The sequence below is a fragment of the Microvirga sp. RSM25 genome (assembly GCF_044784385.1).
GTDB lineage: Bacteria > Pseudomonadota > Alphaproteobacteria > Rhizobiales > Beijerinckiaceae > Microvirga > Microvirga tunisiensis.
The window spans coordinates 5,379,680-5,391,478 of the sequence record NZ_CP173039.1; the positions used below are offsets into that span (position 1 = coordinate 5,379,680).

The window sequence follows — 11,799 nt, forward strand, 5'->3', positions numbered from 1 at the left end:
CAAAGAGAAATGGCAGATTATTACCCTCTCATCGCACGAGCCGTCGAAGGCTTGCCCGAGCAGACGCCCGACAAGCGGCACGCCGTGTATGAGCGTGCCCGCACGGCTCTGATCGCGCAGCTGCGTTCTCTCGACCCGCCTCTGAGCGAGCCGGAGATCCAGCAGGAGAGCCGCTCCCTCGACGAAGCCATCGCCCGAGTCGAGGCGGATCACACCGTGCCTGCGGCCGGGTTCGATCCCGATGCCTTCTCGAACATGCTGGCCGACGATCAGCCGGCGCCCGAGGGGCCTCGGAACACAGGCTCGGTCCATGGCTTGCGCGCTCCCGCTCCTCCAGCCGCCGCGGAGGAAGAGGCCGGGGACACTTATGCCGAGCCCGCGGTGGCGCGGCCCAAGGTCGACAGCCGTCCTCATCCGGCCATGCAGGGCAAGGGGCGGGCTCGGACCATCATCTTCGGATCGGTTCTGGCGCTCGTGATCGCGGCCATCGCCGCCTTCGCCTTCCTGTGGCGCGACAAGCCCGAAGATCTGGCTCCCGAAACACCTGTCGCGGCAGCCCCGCAGCCGGCTCCTGCCGATTCTAAGATCAACGAGCGGGTCGGCGGTCAGGCTGCTCCCACGACCGCTCCCACTCCCGCGCCCCGCCAAGAGGCGGGTGTGGTGCAGCGCGCGGTCTTCTATGAGGAGGATCCCACCAGTCCGCAGACCCCGAAGGCGCAGGTCGGTCGCGTGACGTGGCGTCTCGAGGACGTGAATCCCGGTCAGGGTCAGCCGCTCGAGAAAGCGGTCAGCGCCCAGATCGAGGTGCCCGATGCCGGGCTGACGATGCGCATGGTGTTGAGGCGCAACCTCGACGCGACGCTGCCCGCTTCGCATACGGTCGAACTCACCTTCACCACCCGCGAAGGCGACACGAACCGTGTCATCCGGGATGTGGGCCTGCTGCAGTTCAAGGATGAGGAAGCCGCTCGCGGAACCCCGGTCGCCGGGCTTCCGGTGCCGGTGCGCGAGAACCTGTTCCTGATCGGCCTCTCCAATCTCCAGGTCGATGTGGCACGCAACACCCAGCTGTTCGTGCGCCGCAACTGGATCGACCTGCCGGTGCGGATGGCGTCCGGCCAGCGCGCGATCCTGAGCTTTGAGAAAGGCGGCTCCGGCAGCCAGATCCTCAACGACGCCTTCAATCAGTGGCAGTAAGACGAACCAGTCTCCGACAACAAAAAAGCCGCGCTCGATGCGCGGCTTTTTCATGCTTCCGCTGTCGGCGGTTTAAGCGTCGGCCGACGAGGTCTCGATCTGGGTCAGGTTCTTCTTGACCGCTTCCTGGATCTTCTCGAAGGCCCGCACCTCGATCTGACGGACGCGTTCCCGGGACACGCCGAACTCGGTGGAGAGCTCTTCGAGCGTGATCGGATCGTCCGACAGGCGGCGCGCCTCGAAGATGCGGCGCTCGCGCGGATTGAGCACGGAGAGCGCCGAGCGCAAGGCGGTCAGACGGTTCTGGCCCTCCTCCTCCTCGACGAGCACCTGCTCCTGGCTCTGGCCGGAGTCGACGAGCCAATCCTGCCACTCGCCGCCACCTTCGCCTTCGTCGCGCAAGGGCGCATTGAGGGAGGCGTCGCCTCCGAGGCGGCGGTTCATGTCCACCACGTCCTGCTCGGTCACGCCGAGCTGGGTGGCGATCTGCTTCACGTGATCGGGGCGAAGATCACCTTCCTCGAACGCGGAGATGCGGCCCTTCGCCTTGCGCAGGTTGAAGAACAGCTTCTTCTGGTTCGCGGTGGTGCCCATCTTCACGAGGGACCAGGAGCGCAGGATGTATTCTTGAATCGCCGCCTTGATCCACCACATGGCATATGTGGCGAGGCGGAAGCCCTTGTCGGGCTCGAAGCGTTTGACGGCCTGCATCAGACCGACATTGCCTTCCGACACCACTTCGCCGATCGGCAGGCCATAGCCGCGATAGCCCATGGCGATCTTGGCGACCAGGCGTAGGTGGGAAGTCACGAGCTTATGGGCCGCTTCGCGATCTCCATGCTCACGCCAGCTTTTGGCGAGCATGTACTCCTCATGCGGCTCGAGCATGGGGAAGCGACGGATTTCGTCGAGATAGCGCGAAAGGCCCCCTTCATTGGCAAGCACTGGAAGCGCTGCAGCCATATTGTCTCCTCCTTTGGCTCCCTCAACACGAGGCAAGCCTGGGGCGGCCCCCCTCCATGGCCGGCCACCCTGCCCTCTATATAAGCGGTTCAACGTTGTCCGAATAGAGGCCTCAGGCTTCAAGACGTGGTGAACGCTCCAGAGTCGCAAGGGTGCCAGCGTAACCTGATTTTGCGACCGATTGACGCTAGATTGCAACTCGCAAAGCCTGGAGAAGCGCTGCCATATCCAGGGGAAGGGGGCTCTCGAAACGCATGAATTCTCCGCTGCGCGGATGCTCGAAGCCGAGGATCGCGGCATGCAGGGCCTGTCGATTCAGGGCGTTCAGCGCCTCCTTCTGCGGCTCCGAGAGACGGTTCGCCTTGGTCTTGAAGCCGGAGCCGTAGGTCGCATCGCCCAGGAGGGGATGGCCGAGATGGGCCATGTGAACCCGGATCTGGTGCGTACGGCCCGTCTCCAGCTCGCATCGGACCAGGCTTGCGATAGGGTTGGCGGGAGGCAAGCCTTCCAGGACCTCGTAGTGGGTGATGGCATAACGACCACGATCCTCTCCCACTACGACGATCTTCTCGCGGTTATGGGTGCTGCGGGCGAGCGCCGCCTCCACGGTTCCCCGCCGCCGCTCGGGCACGCCCCAGAGGATCGCCAGATAGGCGCGCTCAAGGGGCCGGTCCGGCCGTGATCGGCGAATTGCGCCGCGAGCGCCTGATGGGCGAGGTCGTTCTTGGCGACCACCAGCAGGCCCGACGTGTCCTTGTCGAGGCGATGGACGATGCCGGGCCGCTTCACGCCGCCGATCCCCGAGAGGCTCTCGCCGCAATGGGCGATGAGGGCGTTCACCAGAGTGCCGGAATCGTGCCCGGCCGCCGGGTGAACCACGAGGCCCGGCGGCTTGTCGATGACGATCACGTCGTCGTCCTCGTAGACGATGGTGAGATCGATCGCTTCGCCGGCGGGCTCTGCAGGAACGGGCGGCGGCACTGTCAGGGTAATCCGAACACCGCCTGCCACCTTCCGGTTCGGATCGAGGACCGGCGTGTCATCGACGGTAACCTGACCATCACGAATGAGCGCTTGCAGGCGGCTCCGCGACAGATCTGCCTGAAGGCGTGCCAGCACCCGATCCAGCCGCTCGGCCGCCGTGCCGTCTTCCAAGAGCCATTCCTGTTGAGTCGTGTCGTTCACCGCATCCTCATTTCACCTGGGCCGTTCGCTTTTTTCAGCAAAAGGACTTGAAGGGATTCAGAAGGGTGGTTATACGAGCGGCCTCAACCTTGCTAGCTCCCTTCGTCTAGCGGTCTAGGACGTCGCCCTCTCACGGCGAAAACAGGGGTTCGAGTCCCCTAGGGAGCGCCAAAGGTTTCAAGTACTTAGCCCCGCCCCGACGCGGGGCTTTTGTGTTTTTGTCCCAGATTTTGTCGAGAATACAGGGGCGTCCGCCTCTGTTTTTATCCTGACTTCAGGCAATCATCTGGTTGAGGGTTCGACAGGCAGAGGCCTTTGATTGACCTGCCGGATCCCGTGTCCATAGTGGCCACGATGAAGCTTCTGATCAGTTACATCCGCAGCCTCCCGGCTCGCCTGACCAAACGCCGGCGCCAAGACGGAGGCTGTCTGCCTGATTGCCTACGAGGGGAGGGCTGCATACACCCGAGCCCGGCAGCAGGCCTTCTATTGCCGCAGGAGAGGAAGCGAGCAGGGCTTTAGCTTTTGGTCAGAAGTGGCGTTTGAGGTTGATCGGCGGTCAGGTGCCCGCATGAAAAGAGCTGATGAACAGTCAAGATAGAGCTTAGCCAGCGTAGAGGATATGAGAGCCTCTCTCCGCTCTCCTGGACAGGGAGGGGAGTGATGGGGCTATCGGTCGCCTATGAGTGGTATCAGGGCATTTGCCTGCAGGCGTCTGCAAGGTTATGGAATTCACCTTCCTCGAATTTCCCAGGATCTAAATGTCTGACTATCGCAAACTTTCCGCCCAGGACGGCTCTTGGGAGGCTCTCAAGGCCGAATGGCATGGCCAATGCTCCAGCTATGGCGAAGATTTCGACTCCTACGCTCAGGGGACCTTCTCTGTTCTCACCCCGCTTGCTGAGAATAGTGAGCCGGACGCCGGCGTTTATGCCTATCTTGACGGCGGGAAGCACGCAGCTATCTTTCAGGCCAACTGCACCCCTCTACCAGGATATACAGGGCCTGTCCTTCGCGTCCGCTTTATGACACTAGCGCCGCAGTATGACTTTGGCGATTTCGGCGTGGATCAATATTCCGACGTTTTGGCTGGGGTGTTCGCTACCAGCATGGCGCTCTCTGATATTGATATGAAAAGCCAGCACCTTAAGTTCCACCTTCAGAGCCCAGCGGATCGTCAGTTTTTTGCTATGCTTGAAGGGCCACTCGGCAGAACGGGCATTTTCGAGTCTGTTCAAATCCGGGGGGCTTGGCTATACATCACAAAAAAGTAGCCCCTCTACCTATCCGTATGGCTAGTAACCAAATATAAACCTGTGCGTTATAAGAAGCTGAATAGCCCCCAAAGGAGTGTGCCCGTGACCTCTACCCAGCTGACCCAAGCCAAGGCCGAGATCAGGACTGCTATTGCCGCGACGATCAACAAGATCGGCCTGGGCAATTTCAAAGCTACGTCCCTGTTCATGTCGAGCCAGCGACAGGCGGGTAAGAAGGCGGCCTAAGCTGCTGGCACCTAAGGTGTTTTGAGGACCCCGGCCGAGACGCCGGGGTTTTTGTTTGCCCGAACGTCAAGCTTCAATCTTTGCCCATGACCTACCCCCGCGACACCACCGCCATCTCCGAGCTTACTGGCCAACCCGTCAGCACATGGTCTGAGGAATGACGGATTGAGACCGAAGCCCGAGCCATCCTCAAGATGTCCAAGCAGGAGCGGGACTGGTTCTTCAATGGCCGGAAGGACGAGAATGGGAAGACCATTGAGCGTGGGCTGATCGCTGTCCGGGGCCTGCAGGCTGCCGAGGCCATCAAAGCCACCATGGAGCAGCTGCAGGCCGTTTGAGAGGCGAAGCGGTAGAGCCGCCTCTATCCACTGTTTCCACAAGCACTCGCAGACACCTAGCCCCAGGACTCGACACGTCACGTACGCCAGGAACATGTTCTCTGTTCGTTCTTAGTGAGTCGGACAGAGCATGCCGCAGACTTCAAAGTTGACAGTTGAGCAGGTCTTGGAGGCCAGGTTGCGCTATGCGGCTGGGGAGCAGGACTTCAGGAAGCTTGCCGCAGCCTATCGGATCAGCCGCTCGACCATCACCAATGCAGTGCTCGGCAAGACCTTCAAAGACCTGCCCATGCCACCGAGAAGGCAATGACGGAAGAACGTTACGATCGAACCTCCCAGCTCAGGCACTGCGCTCTCCCGAAGCTTGTCGTGGAATGCATCAAATGCAGGCGGCGCGGCAGGTTCGACAAGGCGCGACTCATCGAGAAACTCGGTGAGACCTATTCGGTCTATCAGGTCGTGGCCGACTGACGCGAGATTGGGAGGGTGACAAGCCCAATGCTATGCCGGCCTATGTCCTGCACCCGTGAGCCATGTACTGCCTTCCCCTTCTGCCAGAATGGCAAGGGTGTGAGAGCCGGTTCTTTATCGATGTGAACAACGGCCGGAAACCGGAGCCAATCTACGAAGTTTGATTTCCAAAACAGAGAAAGCCCGCTAGCCGAAGCGAGCGGGCCCCGGCAAGCTGTGGCTCCTTAAGACGCGCTATAAACCTGAGCCGCCGCCCTTAGCCGTTCGGCATGTTCATAGATTTCATCTAGCGTATCGATCTTGACCCGCTCTTCCTTCTCCCCATCGAACAAGCCAATGTATTTGACGCTCCGGTTGAAATGCAGACGAGCCAGCGGCCGCCTGTTGTTGTCGTCGACCAAGATCCCGCAGTAGCTCTTCTGATCACGCATCACGACCCGAGTCGGCTTGAGGATATCCCGGACGATCGCGCGCACGATCATAAAGCCTTCCCGCTCCTCCTCCGTCGTCGCGATGACTTCATCAGCCTCAACTGGTGGTGGCTCAGCGGCTACATCGGCCGTCTCAGTATCAGCAAGTGCAGTCGAGAGCCGCGCCTGTACTGAGTCACGAATGATCTCTCTAAAGGCAGTCTTCACCATTGGCGTGAACTGTTCACGGATAGCAGCCGTAAAACGTCCAAGCTGCAAATTCGCTGTAACAAGGCGGACGAAATCTTCGGAAGGTGCTTCCATCTGCGCGACAATCTCTTTCTTGATTGCCGAGGTATATTTCAGCTGGTGGGCGGTTTGCAGAATATTGTCGATGCTGAACTCGCTCTTAGCAAATTTCTTCAGCTCGTGCGTCAACTGCCCTTGCAGATCAGACAGATCGAACGTGAGAAATGGCCTTTCATCAAGCTTGTTGGGTGCCTCAAGGTCCGTGTGGAAGTGAAAGGTCCGGCCATTAGTTAAGATCGCAAACCTAGCCTCTGTTACAGAAAAGTATCTGTAAAGCTGCGCCAAGTGAACCTTATCCAGATTAGTCGTAATCGGTTTGCATTCAATTAGTATTCGGATCGCGCCGTCGACCCTAATAGCATAATCAACCTTTTCGCCTTTCTTGCCGACTGCGTCCGCTGTATATTCGGGGATGACCTCATGCGGATTGAAAACGTCGTAATCCAAGGCACTCAAGAACGGCAGAATCACCGCTGTCTTAACGGCCTCCTCAGTGATCATCGCGCTTGAATGAGACTTAACCCTTTCCGCAAGTATGCGGAGCTTTTCTTCTACGCTCATGGTGCCCCCAGGCTTTTGATAGGATCAGACGATCATTAGCTGCCGAAATCGTCAAGCCAATAAAGTCCTAAGTTAGAGAGGGTCGCTAGACCGACCGAGATCGTACAGCGTGCATCTAAATCTCTTTTGCTTGGCACTTTCCGGCGGAAGCTTTCTTGCGGCTATGCCCGGCTCGGACCTTTCCCGGCCATTTTGCGGGCCTCATTGACTAGCAGGCATGAGACATCAACCCCGAGCGCTACCGCTGTATGCCAAAGGGTGAGGACCGTCGGGTTTCGAGCCCCACTCTCAAGACCGCTGATGTAAGCCCGATCGACACCCATCCGCTCCGCGAGTTCTGCTTGAGACATGCCCGCAGCGGTGCGATACCGCCGCACGTTCTCCCCAACCAGCACTCGCACATCCTTCGACATGCGGCGAATGCGGCCAGATTGTGCACTTTATTGCGACGCATTATAGTGCACATCCAAGGACGCATGGCTACGGGATTGCCGCACCAACTCTCTGGAACGGATGCTCGTCTCGAAAGCGCCTTAGGGTTCGAAGAAATAACTCGGGCATGGTTGGGGCATATGAGTGAGCCGATCTTCACGAAGGGCTATCTGGAGCACCAACGACACCAAGCTTTGCCTCGTCTTTTTAGAGAGTTCGCTAAGAAGCTTCCGGATGGTGATCAAGAATTCTGCGTTGAAATAGCTAGCGCCCTAGAGGTGCTGCTATCTTCCCAGAGGGAAAACCTCTCCACGATCAATAAACTGCGGGGCACGCTGAAAAATGCAGAACACGATTTTCAGCGCCAAATCCGCGCTGCCAATGCTAAGGCAAATCACTATCAATACCTGGGCGACTCATTGAATGAACAAGCCAAAGCTCTGGTCTCTGCCGCACTTCGGAAGCAATCGCTGCCAATTCACGAGACAGTTAAGGCGGCTGCTGCCTGGGAGAGCGGAACCCGCGACTACCATGCAGATCCCAGTGGGCTCCTATACCATCTAACGCCTTCGAAAGAGGAGCTCGCCAGACTAAGGCGGCAGCTTTGGATGAAATGGTGCTGGTCAGTTGGACCCAGCGCGCTCTTCATTGGGATCATCCTCCTCGGGCTTATCTTTGGCGGGAACAACTAGACCCGGCAGCGAGCAAGGGCACGCAATTGAGCCTCCACCTGCAGATCATTCACCGCCCTATGACGCCACACGTTGTTGGCGTTCATAGCCATGTGCTCGATCGGGAGCCGAGTAGCATTCCGATCACGCCCGCAGGGTGCCTCGCATCCGTCTGCAGGCCACCTCCTTGGTCAGCATCGGCTTGGCGGGTTCTTCTCCCGCCTCGCTGCCGCTGCCGCCCGCCCCTGTTGTCCATTAGGCGGCCGCAGGGCAATAACAATGGCACTGTCAGCCAAATCCACATGCCTGATTTCTAAGTCAGCCGACAACGTCACAACCTTCATCATCAAGGTCGGAAGGTCACCTCGGCCAAGCCGGCTAGCATATCTCGACCAGAGTGAAGGTACCGGCCAACAACACGATGCTCACGCTGCCGACGAAAGCCACCGAGTTGAACCAAGTCGAGAATATCTGGCACTTCATGCGTGAGAACTGGCTCTCTAACGGGTCGTCACTTCCTACAACGACCCTCTCGATCACTGGCGTGCTGCTGGAACAAGCTCATTGATCTACCCTAGGCTCAGGACCTATTAATTTAAGCTGAGTTGTGATTCAGAGCCTCCGTTTGAGGAGGCTCTGAATGGGTGATCTGTTTCTGCTCAGTGAGCGCCAGATGGCGCGGATCTCGCCGTACTTCCCGGTGGCCCACGGAGTGCCGCGCGTGGATGACCGGCGGGTGGTCAGCGGGATCGTGTACGTCATTCGCAGCGGCTTGCAGTGGAAGGATGCCCCGACGGCGTACGGGCCCCACAAGACGCTCTACAACCGGTTCATGCGCTGGAGCCGGCTGGGCGTCTTCGACCGGATCTTTGCCGCGCTTGCCAGTGAGGGTCCCAAGCCCGAGCGGATCATGATCGATGCTACGCACCTGAAGGCGCACCGCACTGCGGCCAGCCTGCTCAAAAAGGGGATGTTCCCCGTCGTATCGGGCGCACCAAAGGCGGCCTGAACTCCAAGCTCCATGCCGTCTGCGACGGCGCTGGCAAGCCGATCATCCTGCTGCTGTCCGAGGGCCAGATGAGCGACCATAAGGGCGCTCGGCTCATCTTGGGGGCGCTGCCAGCAGGCTCCACTCTGATTGCCGACCGAGGCTACGACAGCAACTGGTTCCGGGCAGCTCTTGTCGAGAAGGACATCACGCCGTGCATTCCGCCGACCAAGAGCCGTAAGGTGCCCATCGCCTATGACAAGATGCTGTATCGGCAACGGCACAAGGTCGAGAACATGTTCGCAAAGCTCAAGGACTGGCGGCGGATTGCGACCCGCTATGATCGCTGTGCTCACACCTTCTTCTCGGCCATCTGCATCGCGGCTGCCGTCGCCTTCTACCTCAATTAACGAGTCCTGAGCCTAGACTATCACGCCCAGCGGCTTGCATGATTGGGCGCACGGGCTCTGATCAGCAGGATTTGGTATTTCTAATGAATTATGGATTTATCACGTAGTGATAAATCCATACCCTACAAATATAAAGTGCTTATATCTATGAGAGAGTAACGGACGAGGTACCTACATCAGAATATCTTAATGAGTATCCTTCGCATATAAATTAGGGCGGCGGGTATCTGCATAAAGTTCAAGAATGTCAGTATCATTGATAGATACCTCGGAATGGACGACCAGATAACCGCTTGCATCTACTTTTTATATATTGACGCTATTTACTAGAGATAACTATTTTCTCCAAGATCGACTGCTTCGACATCGGACGCGAGGAGGAGACGTATGCTTTCGTACTCTATCAACACTAATGTGTGGTCATCCGAGTCCGGAAATTCTATAGATTACGACTTCTCTAAGGATTTCTACTTTAAAACGTCGGGATCGCCGGGCACCAATATCGGGTTCAGTGTTGGTGGCGACATCCACGCAGGCGCCAACGCCAACATCAACCTCGACTACACATTGGGCTTCGGTCTCGTCGGCAACGCACATATTGAAGGCGGCGGCACTAATATCGCCTACAGCATCGATCCCGGTGCGCGGATTCAAAACGATTCTCTTGAGAGCCTCACCGCCTCCATCGATACCCAGAATTTCAAGATCAATTCGGGAAGCTTGCTCTCGAATGGGGTGGACCTGTCGAAGAGCAGCATCGATCTCGGGCTGGGTGGTGAACTCTATGCTGGTCTGCGCGGTGGATTCTCCTATGAGGCAGGCGTCATCATTAGAGCACCCATCTTTGGCAACGTGATCGCCCATCCAAGGGTCGGCGACAGTTGGAACTTCAACACTCCGCTTGTGGATACGAAGGGTACGATCCCGCTCATCAGCCTCGACGGTCAAGATATCGAGCCGTGGGAACTGGACCTCCAGTATGCGAAGTTCACAGCCCAACTCCCGGAAGCCCTCAAGTTGCAAACCACGTCGCTCGGTGGCGATGGCTCGCTGAGCGTCTCCGGGACGACCAAGCCCTTCGCCACGGCGGCCGTCGATGTGGACGCGGCATTGCTCGCCCTGTTTGGCCTGCCGCCGAATACGTTGAGCGGCAACATCGGGTTCGACTGGGGGGTGCTGAAGGCTGGGGTCAATTACAATCTGCTCGATGCCAAATTGACTGGCGGCGCGTCTCTCGGACAGGACGTGACATTCAAACCGGGTGACATCGAAGTCGAAATGACTTCTAGCTTCGGGGAAACTCTCACTGGGAAGATCGGTGACAAATTCGAGTTCAAAACCCCTGAGGGCGCAGGCAAGTTTGATGTTACTGCCAAGTACACCTTGAACGGAGAGGTGATCTCCTCGACTTACTTGGACCTGGGGTCAAGTTTCGACTACAAGGTTCTGACTGGAGACGTTTACGCCGGAGTCGATGTGAGCGTTAGTGGGTTTGGTATCAGGGAGAACTGGTCGCGAGGTTTCAGCCTGCTCGACGACTCGCTGGGTATCGGCGGCGGCGCAAGGGTCGATCTGTACAGCAACAGCAAGGCTGTAGAACAGACGCTCACCGAAACCTACACCCTCAGCTACGAGAACTTCGTCACCGCTGCGTCGGGACCGAACCTCACGCTCACCCCCAACCAAGAGAGCATCGTCGGTGGCGAGGGGGCGAACAAAATCACCGGCAACAAGCTCGCCAATACTCTTTATGGTGGCGGTGGCAATGACAGAATGTTTGGCAGCGCGGGCAACGACACAATCTTCGGTGAGATCGGGAATGACTGGCTCTTCGGTGGAACCGGTAAAGACTCCCTGACTGGGGGCGCTGGTAAAGATGTTTTCATCTTCGATAAAAAACCAAATAAGTTGTCCAACATTGATAAGATCATGGACTTCAACGTGAAGGATGACTCGGTCTATCTGGAGAACGCCATCTTCAAGATTGGAAAGGGCTCGGAAACAAAGCCTGGAGCACTCAAGAGCGGCTACTTCTATGCGGGGACCAAGGCCCATGATGGGGACGACCACCTGATCTACAACAAGAAGGCTGGTGTCCTGTTCTACGACGCTGACGGCACAGGTTCCCAGGCTCAGGTACAGATTGCAACGCTCTCGAAAAACCTGAAATTGACGCATAAAGACTTCTTTGCCATTTAGCTCAAACCGAGCCACTCGGAGGTCCAGGTGGCTCTTATACTTGCAGAGCGCTGGTTCACGGGATCCACTTGGATCTCATAAGAATGCCTTGGCAATCAGCCGAGGCGTATGCGGACGCTCCGCCCAGGTCTCGATAGCCGCCAGATTGAACACTGCCAAAAGG

At 57.9% G+C, this 11,799-nt stretch carries 12 protein-coding genes, 1 tRNA gene and 1 pseudogene; 10 read left to right on the plus strand and 4 right to left on the minus strand.

What is annotated here, in order from left to right; genetic code table 11:
- The first annotated feature begins 9 nt into the window (after positions 1 to 9).
- A complete protein-coding gene (locus tag ACD578_RS25605) occupies positions 10 to 1,197 on the plus strand; it encodes a histidine kinase (RefSeq protein ID WP_404289647.1) in 1,188 nt (395 codons plus the stop codon).
- Positions 1,198 to 1,269: 72 nt separating this feature from the next.
- Here the strand turns inward: ACD578_RS25605 and rpoH are convergent, their stop codons facing one another.
- Positions 1,270 to 2,160, minus strand: a complete 891-nt coding sequence (rpoH, locus tag ACD578_RS25610; RefSeq protein ID WP_404289649.1) for an RNA polymerase sigma factor RpoH — start codon at positions 2,158 to 2,160, stop codon at positions 1,270 to 1,272.
- A 187-nt stretch (positions 2,161 to 2,347) separates the two neighbouring features.
- A pseudogene (locus ACD578_RS25615) lies at positions 2,348 to 3,345 on the minus strand (RluA family pseudouridine synthase).
- Positions 3,346 to 3,440: 95 nt separating this feature from the next.
- Here ACD578_RS25615 and ACD578_RS25620 point away from each other — a divergent pair.
- From ACD578_RS25620 to ACD578_RS25645, 6 genes are all read left to right on the plus strand, one after another.
- Positions 3,441 to 3,516, plus strand: a tRNA-Glu gene (locus ACD578_RS25620).
- A 590-nt stretch (positions 3,517 to 4,106) separates the two neighbouring features.
- A complete protein-coding gene (locus tag ACD578_RS25625; RefSeq protein ID WP_404289651.1) occupies positions 4,107 to 4,619 on the plus strand; it encodes a hypothetical protein in 513 nt (170 codons plus the stop codon).
- 84 nt (positions 4,620 to 4,703) lie between these two features.
- Positions 4,704 to 4,847 (plus strand): hypothetical protein, encoded by a 144-nt coding sequence (locus ACD578_RS25630; protein WP_404289653.1) that lies wholly within the window; start codon positions 4,704 to 4,706, stop codon positions 4,845 to 4,847.
- A 194-nt stretch (positions 4,848 to 5,041) separates the two neighbouring features.
- On the plus strand, positions 5,042 to 5,185 hold the full coding sequence (locus tag ACD578_RS25635; RefSeq protein ID WP_404289655.1) for a hypothetical protein: 144 nt from the start codon (positions 5,042 to 5,044) through the stop codon (positions 5,183 to 5,185).
- 130 nt (positions 5,186 to 5,315) lie between these two features.
- On the plus strand, positions 5,316 to 5,495 hold the full coding sequence (locus tag ACD578_RS25640) for a hypothetical protein (RefSeq protein WP_404289657.1): 180 nt from the start codon (positions 5,316 to 5,318) through the stop codon (positions 5,493 to 5,495).
- A complete protein-coding gene (locus ACD578_RS25645; RefSeq protein ID WP_404289659.1) occupies positions 5,492 to 5,656 on the plus strand; it encodes a hypothetical protein in 165 nt (54 codons plus the stop codon). The genes ACD578_RS25640 and ACD578_RS25645 overlap by 4 nt, the downstream gene beginning before the upstream one ends.
- A gap of 224 nt (positions 5,657 to 5,880) precedes the next feature.
- Here ACD578_RS25645 and ACD578_RS25650 read toward each other — a convergent pair whose 3' ends face one another.
- Together ACD578_RS25650 and ACD578_RS25655 are read right to left on the minus strand one after the other, a co-directional pair.
- Positions 5,881 to 6,936, minus strand: a complete 1,056-nt coding sequence (locus ACD578_RS25650; protein WP_404289661.1) for a type I restriction endonuclease — start codon at positions 6,934 to 6,936, stop codon at positions 5,881 to 5,883.
- A gap of 161 nt (positions 6,937 to 7,097) precedes the next feature.
- Positions 7,098 to 7,349, minus strand: a complete 252-nt coding sequence (locus ACD578_RS25655; protein ID WP_404289663.1) for a helix-turn-helix domain-containing protein — start codon at positions 7,347 to 7,349, stop codon at positions 7,098 to 7,100.
- 159 nt (positions 7,350 to 7,508) lie between these two features.
- Between ACD578_RS25655 and ACD578_RS25660 the strand changes: the two genes are divergently transcribed.
- The 3 genes from ACD578_RS25660 to ACD578_RS25670 all read left to right on the plus strand — a co-directional run bounded on the left by ACD578_RS25660 (position 7,509) and on the right by ACD578_RS25670 (position 11,636).
- Positions 7,509 to 8,060 carry a hypothetical protein gene (locus ACD578_RS25660; RefSeq protein ID WP_404289665.1) on the plus strand — a complete coding sequence of 184 codons (552 nt, stop codon included), beginning with the start codon at positions 7,509 to 7,511 and terminating at the stop codon, positions 8,058 to 8,060.
- Positions 8,061 to 8,679: 619 nt separating this feature from the next.
- Positions 8,680 to 9,437 (plus strand): IS5 family transposase gene (locus ACD578_RS25665; RefSeq protein WP_404289667.1). Its coding sequence is split into 2 segments (ribosomal slippage): positions 8,680 to 9,013 and positions 9,013 to 9,437, totalling 759 coding nucleotides; the frame shifts between segments, so codons are not numbered across the junction.
- A gap of 387 nt (positions 9,438 to 9,824) precedes the next feature.
- Entirely contained in the window at positions 9,825 to 11,636 is a 1,812-nt protein-coding gene (locus tag ACD578_RS25670; RefSeq protein WP_404289669.1) for a calcium-binding protein, read from the plus strand.
- The last annotated feature ends 163 nt before the right edge of the window (positions 11,637 to 11,799 follow it).

What these genes read in the sequence shown, in the direction of transcription:
- ACD578_RS25605 (WP_404289647.1), top strand. Translation starts at nt 10, where the DNA reads ATGGCAGATTATTACCCTCTCATCGCACGAGCCGTCGAAGGCTTGCCC.
- rpoH (WP_404289649.1), bottom strand. Translation starts at nt 2,160, where the DNA reads ATGGCTGCAGCGCTTCCAGTGCTTGCCAATGAAGGGGGCCTTTCGCGC.
- ACD578_RS25625 (WP_404289651.1), top strand. Translation starts at nt 4,107, where the DNA reads ATGTCTGACTATCGCAAACTTTCCGCCCAGGACGGCTCTTGGGAGGCT.
- ACD578_RS25635 (WP_404289655.1), top strand. Translation starts at nt 5,042, where the DNA reads ATGTCCAAGCAGGAGCGGGACTGGTTCTTCAATGGCCGGAAGGACGAG.
- ACD578_RS25640 (WP_404289657.1), top strand. Translation starts at nt 5,316, where the DNA reads ATGCCGCAGACTTCAAAGTTGACAGTTGAGCAGGTCTTGGAGGCCAGG.
- ACD578_RS25645 (WP_404289659.1), top strand. Translation starts at nt 5,492, where the DNA reads ATGACGGAAGAACGTTACGATCGAACCTCCCAGCTCAGGCACTGCGCT.
- ACD578_RS25650 (WP_404289661.1), bottom strand. Translation starts at nt 6,936, where the DNA reads ATGAGCGTAGAAGAAAAGCTCCGCATACTTGCGGAAAGGGTTAAGTCT.
- ACD578_RS25655 (WP_404289663.1), bottom strand. Translation starts at nt 7,349, where the DNA reads ATGTCGAAGGATGTGCGAGTGCTGGTTGGGGAGAACGTGCGGCGGTAT.
- ACD578_RS25660 (WP_404289665.1), top strand. Translation starts at nt 7,509, where the DNA reads ATGAGTGAGCCGATCTTCACGAAGGGCTATCTGGAGCACCAACGACAC.
- ACD578_RS25670 (WP_404289669.1), top strand. Translation starts at nt 9,825, where the DNA reads ATGCTTTCGTACTCTATCAACACTAATGTGTGGTCATCCGAGTCCGGA.